Annotated in this window: 17 protein-coding genes, 1 pseudogene and 2 riboswitches; of the genes and pseudogenes, 14 read left to right on the plus strand and 4 right to left on the minus strand. The window is 63.8% G+C overall.

Annotation, left to right across the window (positions count from 1 at the left end):
- Positions 1-104: 104 nt before the first annotated feature.
- A riboswitch (cyclic di-GMP riboswitch) is annotated at positions 105-190 on the plus strand.
- A 156-nt stretch (positions 191-346) separates the two neighbouring features.
- Positions 347-952 (plus strand): hypothetical protein, encoded by a 606-nt coding sequence (locus PJB24_RS06775; RefSeq protein ID WP_273844085.1) that lies wholly within the window; start codon positions 347-349, stop codon positions 950-952.
- 12 nt (positions 953-964) lie between these two features.
- Here the strand turns inward: PJB24_RS06775 and PJB24_RS06780 are convergent, their stop codons facing one another.
- Entirely contained in the window at positions 965-2,188 is a 1,224-nt protein-coding gene (locus PJB24_RS06780; protein WP_273844088.1) for a multidrug effflux MFS transporter, read from the minus strand.
- Positions 2,189-2,612: 424 nt separating this feature from the next.
- Here PJB24_RS06780 and PJB24_RS15895 point away from each other — a divergent pair.
- The 10 genes and pseudogenes from PJB24_RS15895 to PJB24_RS06830 form a co-directional block, all read left to right on the plus strand.
- Positions 2,613-2,726 (plus strand): annotated as a pseudogene (locus tag PJB24_RS15895) (translation elongation factor Ts); the annotation flags it as partial.
- Between the two features lie 61 nt (positions 2,727-2,787).
- On the plus strand, positions 2,788-3,969 hold the full coding sequence (sfnG, locus tag PJB24_RS06790) for a dimethylsulfone monooxygenase SfnG (RefSeq protein ID WP_273844092.1): 1,182 nt from the start codon (positions 2,788-2,790) through the stop codon (positions 3,967-3,969).
- Between the two features lie 26 nt (positions 3,970-3,995).
- Positions 3,996-4,604: an NADPH-dependent FMN reductase gene (locus PJB24_RS06795; RefSeq protein WP_273844095.1), complete on the plus strand. Its 609-nt coding sequence runs from the start codon at positions 3,996-3,998 to the stop codon at positions 4,602-4,604.
- Positions 4,605-4,609: 5 nt separating this feature from the next.
- Positions 4,610-4,906, plus strand: coding sequence for a hypothetical protein (locus PJB24_RS06800; protein WP_273844097.1), 297 nt, complete (start codon positions 4,610-4,612; stop codon positions 4,904-4,906).
- Between the two features lie 33 nt (positions 4,907-4,939).
- The gene (locus tag PJB24_RS06805) at positions 4,940-5,473 is read left to right on the plus strand and encodes a flavin reductase family protein (protein ID WP_273844098.1); all 534 of its coding nucleotides are present in this window, start codon (positions 4,940-4,942) and stop codon (positions 5,471-5,473) included.
- Entirely contained in the window at positions 5,473-6,933 is a 1,461-nt protein-coding gene (locus PJB24_RS06810) for an FAD/NAD(P)-binding protein (protein WP_273844190.1), read from the plus strand. Before PJB24_RS06805 ends, PJB24_RS06810 begins: the two co-directional genes overlap by 1 nt.
- Positions 6,930-8,099, plus strand: a complete 1,170-nt coding sequence (gene ssuD / locus PJB24_RS06815; protein ID WP_273844100.1) for an FMNH2-dependent alkanesulfonate monooxygenase — start codon at positions 6,930-6,932, stop codon at positions 8,097-8,099. Before PJB24_RS06810 ends, ssuD begins: the two co-directional genes overlap by 4 nt.
- A gap of 269 nt (positions 8,100-8,368) precedes the next feature.
- A complete protein-coding gene (locus tag PJB24_RS06820) occupies positions 8,369-8,935 on the plus strand; it encodes a hypothetical protein (protein ID WP_273844102.1) in 567 nt (188 codons plus the stop codon).
- Positions 8,936-9,004: 69 nt separating this feature from the next.
- A complete protein-coding gene (locus PJB24_RS06825) occupies positions 9,005-10,612 on the plus strand; it encodes an APC family permease (RefSeq protein ID WP_273844193.1) in 1,608 nt (535 codons plus the stop codon).
- A 104-nt stretch (positions 10,613-10,716) separates the two neighbouring features.
- The gene (locus PJB24_RS06830) at positions 10,717-12,075 is read left to right on the plus strand and encodes an MFS transporter (protein ID WP_273844103.1); all 1,359 of its coding nucleotides are present in this window, start codon (positions 10,717-10,719) and stop codon (positions 12,073-12,075) included.
- Between the two features lie 15 nt (positions 12,076-12,090).
- Here the strand turns inward: PJB24_RS06830 and PJB24_RS06835 are convergent, their stop codons facing one another.
- Positions 12,091-12,498, minus strand: coding sequence for a DUF4267 domain-containing protein (locus PJB24_RS06835; RefSeq protein ID WP_273844107.1), 408 nt, complete (start codon positions 12,496-12,498; stop codon positions 12,091-12,093).
- Between the two features lie 231 nt (positions 12,499-12,729).
- Between PJB24_RS06835 and PJB24_RS06840 the strand changes: the two genes are divergently transcribed.
- Together PJB24_RS06840 and PJB24_RS06845 are read left to right on the plus strand one after the other, a co-directional pair.
- Positions 12,730-13,488 (plus strand): SDR family NAD(P)-dependent oxidoreductase, encoded by a 759-nt coding sequence (locus PJB24_RS06840; RefSeq protein WP_273844108.1) that lies wholly within the window; start codon positions 12,730-12,732, stop codon positions 13,486-13,488.
- A gap of 113 nt (positions 13,489-13,601) precedes the next feature.
- Entirely contained in the window at positions 13,602-14,303 is a 702-nt protein-coding gene (locus tag PJB24_RS06845) for a response regulator transcription factor (protein WP_273844110.1), read from the plus strand.
- A gap of 34 nt (positions 14,304-14,337) precedes the next feature.
- Here PJB24_RS06845 and PJB24_RS06850 read toward each other — a convergent pair whose 3' ends face one another.
- On the minus strand, positions 14,338-14,520 hold the full coding sequence (locus PJB24_RS06850) for a hypothetical protein (protein WP_273844111.1): 183 nt from the start codon (positions 14,518-14,520) through the stop codon (positions 14,338-14,340).
- 51 nt (positions 14,521-14,571) lie between these two features.
- A complete protein-coding gene (locus PJB24_RS06855) occupies positions 14,572-15,705 on the minus strand; it encodes a glycosyltransferase family 2 protein (RefSeq protein ID WP_273844113.1) in 1,134 nt (377 codons plus the stop codon).
- A 108-nt stretch (positions 15,706-15,813) separates the two neighbouring features.
- Positions 15,814-15,891, plus strand: a riboswitch (cyclic di-GMP riboswitch).
- 183 nt (positions 15,892-16,074) lie between these two features.
- Here PJB24_RS06855 and PJB24_RS06860 point away from each other — a divergent pair.
- On the plus strand, positions 16,075-17,013 hold the full coding sequence (locus tag PJB24_RS06860) for a glycoside hydrolase family 26 protein (RefSeq protein ID WP_273844115.1): 939 nt from the start codon (positions 16,075-16,077) through the stop codon (positions 17,011-17,013).
- Positions 17,014-17,062 lie beyond the last annotated feature (49 nt).

The following is a 17,062-nucleotide window of genomic DNA, read 5'->3' on the forward strand; positions in this document are numbered from 1 at the left end:
TGTCCACCTGGACAGTTGAAACATTCCGTTTTTTGCACCTAAAATTCAAACAAAGAAAAACCAGATACGAGGGGGCCGCCTGGCTCGGGTCGGATGGTCCCCGGATTGCAGGTAGAGGCGTAGAGCCCCGCTTCCCGTACGTGGGCACCTGGGACGGGGGGAGCCAGTGGTGCAACCGGCTACCTGGAACGTGCGGTGTGGTTCCAGGTGGTCTTTGTTTTGGACGAAGAGGGGGAGGTGATCGGATAGCGCGTGGAGCGATCATGCCGGTGAGAGACTGGGTCGCAATGGCATATCCCGGGTAAATCGGAGACGGCAAGAGTATGCGAAGGGAGGGGAGATCCTCGTGTCCGTAACCAGAGGGATGCATGTGAAGGTTTTGTGCGTGGCGGTTCTGGCCGGGCTACTGGTACTCGGGCTGTGGGCCAGGGGGGCTTATGCTGACTCGGGTAGCGTGACCGTCACCGCATCGAACGCCGCCAAATTCAGCCTCTCGCTCTCGACCAACTCGGTCGACTTTGGGAACGTGGACCCGAGCGGTGCGCCCTCCAACCAGCAGGATGTCACCGCCTATGTCGATGGGGCTAACGGAGCCTACTACGTGAAGTCGATCTCGGGGTACGCAGAGACGGTGAAGGTGAGCTCCAACGCACCCTGGAGCGGGTCGGTCTCCGCAGCGGAGAACACCGGAACCTCCGGGATGAAGATAGCCAGCGGGAGCCTGAGGTGGGCTCTTGGGGACATAAGCAGCCTGGCTCAGGCGCAGGGTGCGACGCCCTTCAGCACCACGCCGGACACCAGTGTTTTCAACACGGCGAGCTCCTGCTCGAGCGGGGCGACGCTGCAGGCGGGCAGCTGCACCTACAACTTTGACTATGCGCTGAGGGTTCTGTGGACCAACGCTCCCGGCACCTTCAGTTCCGTCGTTACCTACACTGTGACGACCAGATAGGCAGACCTCCTCTCAGATCGCCCTTCGCCGGGCGGAGGGCACTATGCGTTGCGAGAGCAGCGCCATCGTCCCGAGCAGGGCTATGACCAGACCCATGGGCAGCGCCGTGTGTGCGCCGCCTATACCCACGAGCGGTGCCGCGAGTGCCCCCACCGCGAACTGAAAGACGCCGAGCAGGGCAGATGCCGTTCCCGCCTCGTGCGGGTGGTTGGTGAGGGCGAGCGCCGTGGCGTTGGGCATCACGAATCCCAGGCTGCAAACGACCACGAAGAGGCATGCGAGCACGGCCACCATCCCCAGCCTCCCCGAGGCCACCACCGCGAGCAGCCCGACACCTCCAGACGCGGCGGCCGAGAGCCCGAATGTCAACAGCCGCTCCGGAGCCACCCTCCCGACTATCCTGCCGTTGAGCTGGTTGGTCAGCGCGAGACCGAGGGCGTTGATGCCGAAGAGCAGGCTGAAGGTCTGGGGAGAAACCCCGTAGATGTCCTGCAGCACGAAGGGGGAGCCGGAGATGTAGGCGAACATCGCGGCGAAACCGAGCCCACACCCCATGGCTCTACCAACGAAGGCGCGGTCTGAGACCAGGGTACGCAGAGCACCGACCGTCTCCGTCCTGATGCTCCCTGGTCTGCGCCTCTCAGCCGGAAGCGTCTCCGGTAGGCGGCTCGCCGCGGCGAGCAACGCGAATCCTATCCCGGCCAGAACGACGAAGACCAGCCGCCAGCTGGCGATGCGCAGTATCTGCCCCCCGATCAGAGGGGCCAGTATGGGGGCCAACCCGTTGACGAGCATCAGCGTGGAGAACATCCTCGCCGCCTCGACCCCGGACCTCAGATCCCGCACCATCGCACGGGCGATCACGATGCCCGCGGCTCCTCCTATCCCCTGCACGAACCTCATGGCTATCAACACATACACCGAAGGCGCCACCAGACACAGCACAGAGGCGACGGCGTAGAGTGCAACCCCGAAGAGAAGCGGCCGCTTGCGTCCCAGGGCGTCGCTCGCAGGCCCCGCATACATCTGCCCCAACGCCAGACCGGCCAGACACGCCGTAAGCGTGAGCTGGGTGAGCGAAGCGGTGCTCCCAAACGAACGTGTCATCGAGGGCAGGGCGGGCAGGTACATGTCGATCGAAAGCGGACCGAAGGCTGAGAGTGCCCCGAGCGTCACCACGATGCCGCCCGCCCTCGGACTCAGCCCTCCCTTGCCTCCTGACCGTCTTCCTGACACGAAAGGGATTTTGCTCCGGTACTCCTCCGGTGCGCAAGCTCGGAGAGAGGCATCTTTCACCGCAGAGACGACATCATCTTGTACCGAACCATGATCGTAGTTGACAACCTCCCCAACCCGGAGTAAGATCTTTGACGATTTTGTCAATCTAAAAAGTAGATTTAATGGCCAACGCTGACGAGGAGGTTTGCGGCAAGGCTGGAGGAAGAAGGGAGTGGCCTGAGCCGATTTGCCGGGTTCGGGCAGGCCACTCTAGAGCGAGACAAAGGAGGTATCCCCTGTCTGCAACGAAGATTATATACGGGCTCTGGTCCGACCGGCAAGATGTATGCCGGGACGGGGGGGCGCAGTTGGGCTCTCTTGTGATCCCGGGAGGTGTTTCGTGAGCCGGGGTGGGGAGCGTGAGGCGGTCACGGCGTCTGACATCAGGCTGGTAAGGAAGAAGACCGGTGCCGGGACCATTGATTGCAGGAAGGCGCTCGAGGCTATGGGAGGAGACGTCGAAAAGGCCGTCGAGTACCTGAAGGAGCGAGGTATCGGGGGACCGAAGAGGATCTGGACCTGAGCCTCGTTCAGTGGATACGAGGAGGGAGGAATCAATGCCGCCTGTCTATCCCAGGCTTTTGCCCAACGACGAGAATCCGCTGCCCGAGGCGGAATGGTGGCGGAAGAGCGATGAGGGAGAGGTGCAGTTCGCTTACTGGGTTCCCAACGTCTCGGGTGGGCTCGTGATCACCACGCTGCCCATGCAGACCGAGTGGGACAGAGATGCCAATGTCAGATATGCGAGGGTGGCGGAGCGGAACGGGTTTGCGGCCGCGCTGGCGCAGACCCGCTGGTTCGCCAGTTATGGTGCCGACCACCAGCACGAGGCTTTCGTCATCTCCTCGCAGATCCTCGCGCATACCGAGCGGCTGCATTTGATCACCGCGGTACATCCCGGGCTCTGGCATCCGGCGGTCGTGGCGAAGATGCAGGCCTCGCTGGACGTAGTGAGCGAGGGGCGCACCGCTATCAACGTGGTAAGCGGGTGGTTCAAGAGTGAGTTCACCGGTTATGGGGAGCCCTGGCTCGAGCACGACGAGCGCTACCGGCGTTCGGAGGAGTTCGTCCGGGTGGTGAAGGGCATGTGGGCTGAGGAGACGTTCAGCTTCTATGGAGCCTTTTACACGATAGACGAGGCGCCGCTGTTGCCCAAGCCTGTGCATCGCATCCCCGTTTTCCAGGGGGGCAACTCTAAGGCCGCGAGAGAGATGGCCGGGCGTGTCTCCGACGTTCTGTTCATGAACGGCAACACCAACCAGGGCTTTCGGCAGATCATCTCCGATGCCAGAGAGGCGGCACGGCGCGCCGGGCGGAACCCGGGCGAGCTGAAGTTCGGGGCCAACGGGTTCGCGATCGTGCGGGACACCGAGGAGGAAGCCGTCGAGACGCTGCGCGAGATCATCGAGAACGCCGACGTGGAGGCGGTCAAGGGGTTCGGTGAGGCCACCAAGGCTGCCGGGAGATCGAGCAAGGAGGGGGAGGGGATGTGGGCCGACTCCTCCTTCGAGGATCTCGTCCAGTACAACGACGGATTCAAGACCGGCCTCATCGGCACGCCTGAGCAGGTAGCCGACCGTATCATCGAGCTCAAGGATCTCGGGGTGGACGTCGTCCTGTGCGGCTTTCTGCATTACGACTGGGAGCTCGAGGAGTTCGGAAAGCGTGTGATCCCGCTGGTGCGTGAGCGAGAAGCGGCACGAAGGAGCAAGAGAAAGACCTTCGCCGTCGGCGGTTGAGGGCGAAGGAAGGAGGAGGTGGGTTCATGAGCGTCAGGCTTGTCGGGCTTTCCGGCAGCCCCACGGCGAGATCGAAGACACTTATCGCGGTCGAGACCGCGATCGAGCACGCGTCACGCGAGCATCCTGCGGTCGAGGCAGAGGTGATCAACGTCCGCGACCACGACATACGATTTTGCGATGGGCGTGACCCTTCCCTCTATGAGGGGGATACCCGCTGGCTCATAGACAGGATGATCGAGGCTGACGCCTTGATCGTGGGGACCCCGATCTACCGGGCTTCGTATACCGGAATCCTGAAGAACGTATTCGACCTGATCCCGAACGACGCCCTGTACGGTAAGCCGGTCGGGCTGGTGGCCACCGCGGGCAGCGATCATCACTTCCTGGCCATTGAGCACGAGCTCAAACCACTGCTCGGGTTCTTTCAGGCCCACGTGGTGCCGGGGGCAGTCTATGCCAGGAACGAACACTTCTCCGAAGGGCGGCTGGTCGACGAAGGGATCATCGAGTCCCTGAAAAGGCTCGCAGACGCCGTGGTCGACTTCTGTGAGAGGGGGCGCGTAGGTGTCGGGGCGCCAGTCCCGCGGATCGAAAGGCAGTCTCTGGAGGATACCTTCCGGAAGGGAGGATGAGAGCTTTGGCTGGACCGAAGAACATGGACGTGGTGGTCGACGGTGAGCGCTACAGGACGGCGCTGGCCCGACTTCTGGCATCGGACGAGGAGAACGGGGTGTTCCTCTTCCGGGCGCACAGCTCTGGCTACTTCGTTCAGCGTCATGCAGAGCGGGACGAGATACGGGCGCTCTCTGCCGGAGAGGCACGGAACCTCTACGAAGCTTTGCCCGAGAAACACCAGGGGATCGTCAACGCCTTCCCCAGGGAGATGGGGGGCGTGGGGTTCGATACCGAGACCCCCTACGACGGGCTGGCGTGAGATCGGAGAAAGTAGAGGAGGTGCGAAGAGATCATGCCCCAAGAAGGGTTCAGGACCGGGGAGTTGCCGCAGGAGGAGTTTCGCGAGATCATGTCTCGCTTCCCGGCCGGGGTCACGGTCGTCACGGCCTACGACGGTGCGGGGTTTCCGAGGGGGCTCACGGTGAGTGCGTTCTGCTCGGTCTCTCTCAGCCCGCCGCTGGTTCTGGTGTGCCTGGACAGGGGATCCGACACGCTTGCGGCCATCAGGGAGCGTGGAGCCTACACGGTGAACTTTCTCTCCGCGGATGGCGAGGATATGGCGTTGCGTTTCGCATCCAAGGGAGACGGTAAGTTCGAAGGAGTTTCCCACCGCCCCCCGGGATCGGATGGAGGCCCGGTGCTCGAGGAGGGTAGCGCGGCTTATGTTGTCTGCCGCGTGTGGCGTACCATCGAGGCCGGAGACCACTGGGTGCTCCTGGGACGGGTGCAGGGAGGGGCACGCAGGGACGGGGAGCATACGCTGGTTTACGGGGAGCGGCGCTTCGCCGGCTGGCACGAACTGCTCGAGAGAGCCTCCTCCTGGTGATGGATATATCCCGGAGTAAAGGCGGAGACGTTCGCGAGACGAACGTCAGGAGTGAGGTCGCCGTGATTGGGGGAGGAGCGAGCGGCACGCTCGTAGCCTCGCATCTGTTGCGGCGGGCGCGGGGAGGGAGGATCGCCCTCATAGAGCGCCGCGCCGAGATCGGCTGCGGCGTGGCCTACTCGACACGCTCGCCGGAGCACCTGCTGAACGTCCCGGCGGGCAACATGAGCGCGTTGCCCGAAGACCTTTCGCACTTCGTCCGCTGGCTGAGGGGCGGTCACATGCCGGAGGCAAACGAGAAGACGTTCGCTCCCAGGTTTCTCTTCGCGCGCTACCTGCAGAAGGTGCTGGAGGAGGCAGAGCGTGCCTCTGGGGCGGAGCTTGTCCGGCTGCGGGGAGAGGCTACCGGCGTAGATGTCGGGTCCGGGTGGGTGCGCGTGCGCCTCGGGGACAGGCGCGAGGTGCGGGCGAGGCGAGCCGTCCTCGCGCTCGGGAACTTCCCTCCGCGCCGGCTTCCTTTCGCCCCGCATGACCCGCGCCATGTCCCCGACGCCTGGGAAGATGGAGCCCTGGACGGCATCCCTGATGAAGCCCCGATCCTGCTGGTGGGGACGAGCCTCACCGCCATAGACGTCGCGATGAGCCTCAGAGCGCGCGGGCACACCGGCAGGATCTACGCGGTCTCGCGGCGCGGGCTGGTCCCGAATCCCTACGCGGACCGGGTGAGCTCGCCCCCGTACCCGCCGTTTCTGAGCCCCGCGGACTCGCATGACCTTACGGGGTTGATCCGGAAGGTGCGCTCCGAGGTGCGCCGGGCGACCGGGCTGGGCACCGACTGGCACCCGGTAATCGAGGCGATCCGGCCCCTAGCGCAACGGCTGTGGGAGTCGATGCCCGTCAATGAGCGCCGCCGGTTCCTCAGACACCTGCAGCCTTACTGGGAGGTGCACCGCCACCGTGTGGCGCCTCAGGTCGGAGAGGTCGTGCGTCGCATGCGCCGGAGTGGAGAGTTCGTCGTGATCGCCGGCAGGATCAGGCGTCTTCGGAAGGTGCCGGGTGGGGTGGAGATCGAGATCACGCTGCGTGGCGGTGGGAAGTGGGTGCTGCGGGCTTTCTGCACGGTCAACTGTACGGCGCCGGAGATGGACCTGCGGCGCGTCGGGCATCCCCTGATCGCGGGCCTGCTCCGCGACGGGCGTGCGAGGCCCGGCCCGCTCGGGATCGGGCTGGAGACCGACGGCGAGGGGGCTCTGGTGGAGGCCGATGGTTCGGTTTCCAGGATCCTCTACACGCTCGGGCCGCTGCGCAAGGGGGATCTCTGGGAGACCATAGCCATCCCCGAGATCCGTGAGCAGGCCGCCCGGCTGGCGGCTGAATTACTGCGAACGGAGCGTGGGGTGACTTCTGGGTTGCGCGATGTCCCCTATGCAGACCTGCTGGAGAGCGGAGGTGGATCTTGAGCTTCGAGCACAACGGTGACGGAGAGGAGCTGAAAGTCCTGTGGTTTCTGCCGACCCACGGTGACGGAAGATATCTCGGCACCGGCGAGGGAGGGCGCGCCGTGGATCTCGGCTACCTCGCCCAGATCGCCCAGGCTGCGGACAACCTGGGTTACTATGGCGTGTTGCTCCCTACGGGGAAGAGCTGCGAGGATGCCTGGGTCGTGGCCTCGGCGATGATCCCGCTCACGCGTCGGCTCCGCTATCTGGTGGCCGTGCGCCCGGCGCTCCAGCCGCCGAGCCTCGCCGCCCGCATGACGGCCACCTTCGACAGGCTCTCAGGGGGGCGTCTGATGATCAACGTCGTGACCGGTGGTGACCCGGTGGAGAACAGGGGGGACGGAATCTTCCTCGATCACGGGGAGCGCTATGAGGCCACCCGGGAGTTCCTCGAGGTCTATCGCAGGATGCTCTCCGGCCAGCGGGTGGATTTCGTTGGAAGGCACGTGAACGTCGAGGGGGCGCAGCTCCTATTCCCGCCGGTGCAGACAGGGGGGCCCCCGCTCTGGTTCGGCGGCTCTTCGAGGGATGCCATCGACGTGGCTGCGAAGACCATAGACAAATACCTCACCTGGGGCGAGCCTCCAGACCTCGTAGCCGAGAAGATCGGCAACGTAAGGGCTGCCGCCGAGGGGGAGGGACGCCGGGTTTCGTTCGGGATCCGGCTGCACGTCATCGTGCGGCCCACGAACGAAGAGGCCTGGGCCGCGGCGGAGGATCTCATCTCTCGCCTTGACGACGAGACGATAGCCTCGGCTCAGAAGGTCTTCTCCCGCATGGACTCCGAGGGGCAACGCCGGATGAGCGCGCTGCACGGCGGCAGACGGGACCGTCTCGAGGTGAGCCCCAACCTCTGGGCCGGGGTGGGCCTGGTGCGCGGCGGTGCCGGAACCGCGCTGGTCGGCGATCCGGAGACGGTTGCCGAAAGGATGCGGGAGTACATGCAGCTCGGCATAGATAGTTTTATCCTCTCGGGATATCCCCACCTCGAAGAGGCCTACCGGTTCGCGGAGCTGGTGATGCCGCTGCTCCCGTTGCGGCGCGAGGGGTCGCCGCTGGAGGTCCGCCCGGCCAACACCGGCCCGTTCGGTGAGACCATAGCCAACGACCACAGGCCCGCGCGTTAGCCTCCCCGGAGGCTAACGCGCGGGCTGCTCGGGAAGAAAGCCCATTTTGTTGGAGGGTTCACCAACCCGGCCCGCCTGTGGCGGGTTTTCGCCTTGATCGTCCCCGATGCGTGTGTAGAATGCATATAGTCTTGAGAATCCGAAACGAGCCTTTTACGGAGGCGGTTGCCGGTGTGGTCGATAGCGAAGAGCGGGAGCCTGGACAAAGGGTACGTATGGTGTTGTAGTTCCGGTGTACCTGCCGGTATGGTACGTGAGAGGTTTGCTGGTTGAGCCCTATGTTCGCCGCGGGCTCTGCGCTTCATTCCTACGGTTATGGAGGGTATCTTTTCGACCCGTCGAGCAGCTCCGGATCACAGATCCAGCGTGAGGCCAACTATTTCGGATATGCGCTCGGGGTGACGGCCTTCGCTATCTTCGTCCTCCTCGGTGCCCTCTACGGATTCTACAGGCGCCACGCGATACTGCGCCGGTTGAGGGAGGGATACCTTTCGCTCCTCGCGCACGGTTTCGCCCGTGGTAGCGAGTCTTCGGGTAGGGAGGGGCCCGGAGAGCTCTGCCGGAAGATAGTGTGGCGGGCCAGATACATCCGGGTGGTCCTGCGCATTCCCGAACGTGCCGGCTCTCCGGAGGAGATCGAAATGTGTCGTCTGGGCTACAGCAACTGTCTGGACGACCTGCTGGAGCTGATGCGCATGACCGAAAAAGAGCTTCCTCATTGCGGCAGGCTCAGGAGGCTCGAGATCGAGTTCATCAGATGGCGTGTGCACAGAGCCCTCGCCCGGGCACGTGAAGCCTTCCCCGGTGAGCGGGCACCGGCCTGCTCTGGTCGCTGAACCGGGGTGGGAGGCCCTCAGGGCGCCTTGTTTTCGGATGTTGGTTCGGCTGAAAGGAGTTGAGCGGACATAAGCGACGATCGGACGGAGTCGAGAAGCGGAGAGCGGGCCTCTTTTCGTAAGGATCTCGGACGCTGGTCCCTGATGGCTGCTTCGATGGGAGGTGTGATCGGCAGCGGCTGGCTCTTCGCCGGCATGTACGCCGCGCGCGCCAGCGGACCCGCCGCGATCCTTTCCTGGCTCATAGGCGGGGCCTCGATTCTGGTGATAGCCCTGATCTACGCGGAGCTCTCCGCAGCCAGGCCGGAGGCCGGTGGGACAATACGCTATCCAGCCTACACCAACGGCACTCTGGCGGCGTCTCTGGTCTCGTGGAGCACCTGGCTCCTCTACACCGCCAACCCCCCGACTGAGGCCTCGGCCGCCGTGCAGTACCTGAGCTACTTCTGGCCCGGTCTCTACGTGGATGGTGCGCTCTCCGGGGCGGGTGTGGCCGTGGCCATTGGGCTCATGGTGCTCTTCGTCGTCGTCAACTACTTCGGCGTGCGCTGGTTTGCCCGGCTTAACAACGGCATCACGGCGATAAAGGTCTTCGTTCCGCTCCTGACCGTGTTGGCCCTGATCTTCACATCCTTCCACCCCGCGAACTTTACTGGAGAGGAATCGGGAGGGTTCGCACCGTACGGGATAAGCGGGGCGCTGGGTGCTATCACCACCGCGGGGATACTCTTCGCCTACACCGGTTTCGAACAGGCGATAGCGCTCGGCGAGGAGGGAAGCTCGCCGGTGCGGGACGTCCCGAGGGCCGTGCTGACGGTCATGGGGGCGTCAATCGTGATCTACGTGGGATTGCAGGTCGCGTTCCTGGGTGGCGTCACCCCGCGCATGCTCTCGAGGGGCTGGGATCACGTCTCACTCAACTCGCCGTTCGCGGACCTCGCCGTGGCGGCGAATCTTACCTGGCTCTCCTGGCTGCTCTTCGTCGATTCCGTGATCTCTCCCTCGGGCTCCAGCCTCTCCTTTACTGCCTCCAGCGCCCGGCTGGTCTATGCCATGGGAGAGAATGGGTTCTTCCCGGGGATCTTCCGCAGGCTGCATCCCCGATTCGGCGTCCCGCACTACGCTCTGCTACTCAACTTCCTGGTGGGGCTCGCATTCTTGCTGCCTCTGCCCAGCTGGCAGTCTCTTGTCTCGGTCATGGGCGTCCTGGTGGGCTTCGCTTACGCGACCGGTGCAGTCTCCATCACCGTGTTCCGCCACCAGGGTATCGTCGGCGGAATACGCATACCGGCGATGCGCATGCTCGCACCCGCGGGTTTCATCATCTCTACCCTCATCAGCTACTGGGCCGGATGGCAGCGGTTGCACATCGCAATACCAATGCTGCTGGCCGGCGCTGTAGTCTACGCGATATCCTGCATTCACTACCCGAAACCCAGAGAAGATCTCCGGGGCGGTGTATGGCTGGTCATGCTGATCCTGTCCATGCTGATCGTAAGCTACCTGGGCTCCTTCGGCGGCCGGGGGCTCCTCAATGCTCCCTGGGATAGCGTCGTTATGGGCGCGATCTCCTTGCTCGTCTACCTCCTGGGTACCCGCAGCGGATTCTGGTATACCAGCCGGCCCTTCTGGCAGAAGGAGATCCTCCCACAACTCCAGAGAGACCACCGCAGATAGCCCGTTCCCCAGAATCCCCAGCCTCCCTTGACATCCGGCGAGCTGGATTGTATTTTCTACTTACCCTATTAATTGAGTAGAAAATATTTGAAGGAGGGCTTCTCTTGGGTGTTTTTCGGGAAGATTCCGCAGGGGTGGAGGCTGGTGGCTCTCTGGTGAGGAGGGTTGCGCTGGCGAGCTTCATAGGCACTGCGGTGGAGTGGTATGACTTTTTCCTTTTCGGGACGGCTTCTGCGCTGGTCTTCGGGAGGCTTTTCTTTCCGAACGTGGATCCGGCGCTCGGCACGCTGGCGTCCTTCGGCACGCTTGCCGTAGGGTTCGTTGCCCGGCCCGTGGGTGGAGTTCTGTTCGGGCACTATGGTGACAGGATCGGGCGCAAGGCCATGCTGGTGATGACGCTGCTCATAATGGGTGTGGCCACGCTGGGTGTTGGATTGTTGCCGACTTACCAACAGGTTGGGATATGGGCGCCGGTTCTCCTGCTCTTGCTGCGTGTGCTGCAGAGCATAGGCGTCGGTGGTGAATGGGGTGGGGGGATCCTGATGGCCGTCGAGCACGCTGGCGGGAGGCGGCGCGGTTTTTATGGGGGATGGCAGGCGCTCGGGTCTCCCGTGGGGCTCGGTTTGGGGACGGCGGTGTTCATGGCTTTCTCCCTGCTGCCGGACAGGCAGTTTTTCGAGTGGGGGTGGCGGGTGCCGTTCCTGCTGAGCGTGGTACTGGTGGGCATAGGCCTTTATATAAGGCTAAGGGTCGCCGAGTCTCCTGTCTTCGCCGGGATGGAGAGGAGGGGTATCATCTCTGCCCGGCCGGTCGCCGATCTCTGGCGTTATCATCGCAGAAGCTTGCTGTTCGCGATGGGGGCCCGGTTGGCGGAAGGTCTTACGTTCAACCTCTATGCCATCTGGTCGCTGGACTACATCAGCGGGGATCTCGGGATCGACAGGAACGTGGCACTCGGTGCCATAGTCGCTGCGTCTGCGGTGGCGGTGGGTGTCATACCCGCTTTCGCCAGCCTCTCCGATAGGGTGGGGCGCCGTCCAGTGTACATGCTCGGGGCGGCCTTCAGCGCCCTGTTCTCGTTTCCATTCTTCCTGCTGGTCGATTCTGGAGAGCAGCTGCTCATAACCCTGGCGATAGTTCTGGGGCTCGCCTTCGGCACCTACGTGATGGGTTCTGTTGAGGGGTGTTTCTTCTCCGAGATGTTTGATCCCAGGGTACGCTACAGTGGGGCTTCGATCGCCTTTCAGCTCTCGGGGGTTGTCGCCAGCGGGCCCGCCCCACTCGTGGCGGCGGGATTACTCGCCTGGTCCGGAGGCAGTCCCTGGCCTGTAGCTCTCCTGGTCGCCGTCGTTTCGACCGTCAGCCTCGTTTCGGCCTGGCTGGCCGGGGAGACCTATCGCAGGGACATCTCCGGGAGCATCATCGCCGGGCAGGAGGTGCGGGATGACGAGCAGGCGGCTTGAAAGTCGGGGCGTATCTCAGGAGTCTTGTTGTCGGATCATGGCCGACCCGAGCGCCAGCAGGATCATGCTGGAAGCCGCGTGCTGGGCGACCTGCCAGGGTTTTCCACCCTCCAGCAGAACCAGTGTGGCGTCGAGTGCCGGTATCACCGCCCCGGTAACCCAGAGTATGCCCAGTGGCCGGCGCATCCCGAGCTTCAGCATCGTGAGCGTGGAGAGCCCCAGCCCCAGGTCCCTCGCCGCGGCCACCCGCACGAACCCCCCATCCTCAGGAGGGCGGTCGGAAGTGAGTCCGAACCAGCGCGCCATGTAGCCGGGCCGCAGCATACCCGCCACCCCGATCCCGGCGAGCCCCGCACCGCCGAGGGCCGAGAGCAGATGGTAGACGCCCCCTGGTCCCCAGCCTTCCCTGCTTCCGGACGACATCCCCCGGGCTCCTTTCTTGGTTCTTTGGATCTCGAGGGAAGTTTACACGCAGCGCTTGACCGGCTCTGGTTGTTGTACCTACACTTCTGTCCGCGTGATTTCCCGGGGCTTCGGGTCCGGGCGGCGTCGGATGCCGCGAGGTGAGCGCCCGGGGATTCCCGGCTGGGAGCTTATATTCTTCCGGAAGTCACACGTCCCGCCGGGTGCGGGTTATCCAGGGGAGGAGAAGAGATGACCAGATACGACCTGCAGGACCGCGCGGCGATAGTGACCGGGGCGGGAGCCGGTATAGGGGAAGCCTGTGCGCGGGCCCTCGCCGCTAGTGGCGCCCGAGTGCTCGTGGCCGACCTCGACGGAGAGCGCGCACGGCGGGTCGCAGGCGACATCTCCGATGGAGGTGGCGTTGCGATCGCCCACGTGGTCGACGTGAGCCGCCCGGAGGATGTGGAGGCGATGGTCGCGCGAGCGGAGGCCGAGTTCGGCCCGCTGCGCATAGCTGTGAACAACGCCGGCATCGGTGGAACCTCTCAGCCGACCGGCGAGTATGATCTCGAGGCCTGGCGCCGGGTGATGTCCGTCAACCTCGACGGCGTCTTCTATTGCATGCGGGCAGAGATCGGGCCGATGGCCAGAGCCGGGGGCGGTTCGATCATCAACATGTCCTCCGTGTTGGGTAGCGTGGGCATAGCCAACTCTCCTGCCTACGTGGCGGCCAAGCATGGTGTGGTGGGGCTCACCAGGTCTGCTGCCCTCGAGCACGCCGCTCAGGGCGTACGCGTCAACGCGGTCGGCCCGGGCTTCATCTCCACCCCCCTGCTGGAGCAGAACCTTTCCGCCGAAGCCCGGGCGCAGGTGGCCGCGCTGCACGCCCTCAACCGGCTCGGCTCACCCGAGGAGGTGGCCGGTCTGGTGGCGTTCCTCGCCTCCGACGACGCCTCGTTTATCACAGGCAGTTACCATCTGGTGGATGGGGGGTATGCCACGCGCTGAGTCCCCATCTCCGAGCCGTGCTAAGATCGAGGAAAGGTATACTAAGATCGTCTGACATGCCAGGATTCGTCTGATCTCGACCGGACGGGTCCGGGTGCGCTGAGAAGGGGCGAATGGGCAGCTCTGGCGAGAAGAGTGGGGCCACGATAAGGGTCCTGGTGGCGGACGACCACGACATCGTCAGGTTCGGGCTCAGGAAGATGCTTGAGGCCGAGCCGGGGATCGAGGTAGTGGGGGAGGCGTCGAGCGGCGTGGAGGCGCTCGAACTCTGCCGCTCCCTGAAGCCGGATATTGTGGTGATGGACATCAGGCTCCCCGGCGTGGACGGGATCACCGCGACCCGCCTCATCAAGCGCGAGTTTCCCAACACCGCCGTCCTGATACTGACGGCTTATGAGAGTACCGAGTATCTTGTCGAGTCCGTACGCGCCGGGGCTGCCGGCTATCTCCTCAAGGAGAAGGCGGTCCAGCGCCTTCCCGGGGCCGTGAGGCGGGTTATGAACGGGGAGTCTCCGCTCGACCAGGAGCTCGCCATGCGGGTTCTGAAGGGCATCTCGGAGAAGAGAGGGGCGCACTCACCGGACGGGGATGAGGTTGTCCGTACCGGCTTTCTGCTGGAGAAACTAACCGACAGGGAACGGGAGATACTCACGCTGGTAGCGATGGGCCTGAGCAACCAGGAGATCGCCGAGAGGTTGTACCTGAGCGTCGGCACCGTCAAATCCCACGTGCACCGCATAATCTCCAAGCTCGGCGTCTCCGACAGAACCCAGGCCGCCGTGCTCGCCGTCCAGCTCGGTATGGTCTCTACGTAGTCCGGTGGATCTGGCTTCCCTTCCGGAGGGCTGGCTACTTCTCCTGCCAGGGGATGATCCTCAGGATGGCGAGCCCCGCAGATATGAGGGTGAACGCCGCCACGAACAGCAACACCGCCATCCAGATCGACCCGAGGTGCAGGAAACCACCCGTCTCCGGCAGTACAGAGGCGGCTCCTCCTGCCACAGCGCTTCCCGACGCAAGCTTACCGTACATCAAGACCTCCTTTGAAAGACTTCCTATTGCCCTCGTGTGCTGCCCGGGCCCCTAGATGGGGTCTTCCTCGAAAAGGTGCGTACCCCAGCTTTCAGGCTTCCGGAAGAGCATGTCCCAGAGACACTTCACGTAGATGACCTGTTGGAAAAGATCGTAGGCGAATTCGATCACGAGCACCGAGGCAATGGCCACCTCCACATACCCGGCCCGCCACACGGTCACGATCCTCTCCAATAGGAATATCCCTGCCAGGCCCACCCAGAACGGGCGGAAGCTGACCTCACCAACCGCGATGGAGAGGGCCGTAACCAGGACGAGGAGAAAGACCGCCAGCGTTCCCACACCCATGAAAGCCTGCCGCAGGATGTACGGCAGCGTGGTGGGCGTGATCCCGTATGCGCGGAGGTTTTCGAAGGCACCCCGCTGCCATCTTACGCGCTGTCGCCAGAGCCTGCTCCAGCTTGGCATCACGTCGGTCATCACGGTGCACTCTCTGGGCGACACACAGCGCCAGCCGAGGGACTTCAGGGCCAGCGTGAGCTCGTTGTCCTCGGTCAGGGCAAGGGTGTCGTACACCTGCCTGATCCCCCCCGGTATCCTGCCTTCGGCCCTGGCTGAGGCGACCTCTCTCAGGGCCTCGGCCCTGAACAGGGCTCCGGTCCCGGTTATCACCTTGGCCTTCGCCCCACCACGGGCGATCTCACGCGCGTACCTGACGTACTCGGCGTGTTGTAACCTCTCCACCAGGCTGGAGCGGCGTGCGGCGAGGAAGATTCCCCCGACCGCCCCGATCCTGTCGTCCTCAGCCATTCTGGCGAGCGCCACCTCCACGAAGCGCTCACCCAGCTCCGAGTCTCCGTCCATGACCAGGACGAAATCCGCCTCGCCAAGGGATGGCAGTACCTTCGCGAGCGCCTGGTTGAGGGCTCCGGCCTTCTTCTGCGTGTTGCCGGAGGTGAAGAAGACCTCGGCTCCCTCCTCAAGCGCGATCTCCGGGGTGCGGTCCGTGCAGTTGTCAGCGATGACCACGATCCTGTCCGGAACCCGGCTCTGGTTCTTCAGAGAGGCGACCGCCCGGGCTATGAGCTCCTCCTCGTCGTGGGCCGGTATGAGGGCGACGACAGAGGCTTCAGCCTCTTCGATCGCAGGATAATCTGTCTCTTGTGGATGAATCTCTAGTCTCACGGGAATTCAAGGTTAGTCGAGGGCCGGCCGTCTGCCATCTATCGATGGTTTATTCGCCTTCTATCCAGGGATTAAAGTTCGCGATTCCCCGGGCCGAAAACACCTTTGCAACCGAAAAGGCAAACCCGTCGCGAGGCGGGGACGCAAAGCCACGGGTCTCCCCCGGGAGTCAGCCGGGCTGCCGAAGTGAGCCTGTACGGCGCGGGCCTGCGCGTTCCTCCTCTGGGCGGGTTCTGTTAGAGGAGGCGCGGAGAGGTGGAGGGTACAGGGAGAGTTGCCGGTGCATCCTGCGATAACGCCTGGGGTATATACTGCCGGGACAGCAGGCTGGACCGACGGGAGTTTGTGAGGTTGGGGACCGGGATGCTGATGGCTGGCATTCTATCGATGACCTCTTTCGGGTTTCTGGCCGACGGGGATGCCGAGGCCGGGGGCCTCAGCCCCCGCATAAAGCTCGGCGCCTTCACAGCGGGTCTGCCATGGGGCTTCGAAAACATCGATTCATACGCCGCTCTCACCGGGCACGCCCCCGCCATAATCCACTGGTTCCAGGATTGGAAGATGGACTTCGACCCTTCCTACCTGGATCAGGCATCTTCGAGGGGCGCGATGCCGCTCATCACCTGGGAACCGTGGGATTGGGACGGGAGCGAGAAGAACCAGCCTCGCTATTCTCTGAGGCGCATACTTTCCGGTGCACACGACGCTTACATCATGAGCTGGGCGCGGGGAGCTGCGGCCTGGGGCAGGAGGTTCTACCTGCGCTTCGCGCCAGAGATGAATGGCGACTGGCGTCCCTGGAGTCCGGGGGTCAACGGTAACACCGCGCGCCAGTATGTGGAGGTCTGGAGAAAGCTCCACTCCATGTTCCGCCGCGCCGGTGCGACGAACGTACGCTGGGTGTGGTGTCCGATAGTACACTACGCGGGCTCCACGCCGTTCGAGAAGGTCTTCCCCGGCGACTCCTACGTCGACTGGATCGGGCTCGACGGCTACAACTGGGGCAGCCTGCACCCCTGGTCGGGATGGCAGAGCGCGGGTGAGATCTTCTCGTGCTCCTACCGGATGGCAGCCAGACTGAGCAGTAAACCCATCATGATCCCTGAGGTAGCCTCGACCGAGCTTGGCGGGAACAAGGCACGCTGGATTGAGAGGGCGCTTCTCGAGGAGATCCCATCGCGTTTCCCGAGGGTGAAGGCCATCGTGTGGTTCGACGCGGACAAGGAGACTGACTGGCGCGTGAACTCGTCCTCCGCCTCCCTGGAGGCCTGGCGTCGGGCCGCATCCAGCCCTCTTTACCGCCGTTAGACCCCCTTGAAACCTGCCGCAGAGCACCCGATGGAGGGACCAGCGCTCC

It is taken from the genome of Rubrobacter calidifluminis, from assembly GCF_028617075.1.
Lineage (GTDB): Bacteria > Actinomycetota > Rubrobacteria > Rubrobacterales > Rubrobacteraceae > Rubrobacter_E > Rubrobacter_E calidifluminis.

Bases quoted from the DNA above. Each gene is read 5' to 3' on its own strand.
- sfnG (WP_273844092.1), top strand. From the start codon at position 2,788: ATGCCGCCTGTCTATCCCAGGCTTTTGCCCAACGACGAGAATCCGCTG.
- PJB24_RS06795 (WP_273844095.1), top strand. From the start codon at position 3,996: ATGAGCGTCAGGCTTGTCGGGCTTTCCGGCAGCCCCACGGCGAGATCG.
- PJB24_RS06805 (WP_273844098.1), top strand. From the start codon at position 4,940: ATGCCCCAAGAAGGGTTCAGGACCGGGGAGTTGCCGCAGGAGGAGTTT.
- PJB24_RS06810 (WP_273844190.1), top strand. From the start codon at position 5,473: ATGGATATATCCCGGAGTAAAGGCGGAGACGTTCGCGAGACGAACGTC.
- PJB24_RS06835 (WP_273844107.1), bottom strand. From the start codon at position 12,498: ATGTCGTCCGGAAGCAGGGAAGGCTGGGGACCAGGGGGCGTCTACCAT.
- PJB24_RS06840 (WP_273844108.1), top strand. From the start codon at position 12,730: ATGACCAGATACGACCTGCAGGACCGCGCGGCGATAGTGACCGGGGCG.
- PJB24_RS06845 (WP_273844110.1), top strand. From the start codon at position 13,602: ATGGGCAGCTCTGGCGAGAAGAGTGGGGCCACGATAAGGGTCCTGGTG.
- PJB24_RS06850 (WP_273844111.1), bottom strand. From the start codon at position 14,520: ATGTACGGTAAGCTTGCGTCGGGAAGCGCTGTGGCAGGAGGAGCCGCC.
- PJB24_RS06860 (WP_273844115.1), top strand. From the start codon at position 16,075: ATGGCTGGCATTCTATCGATGACCTCTTTCGGGTTTCTGGCCGACGGG.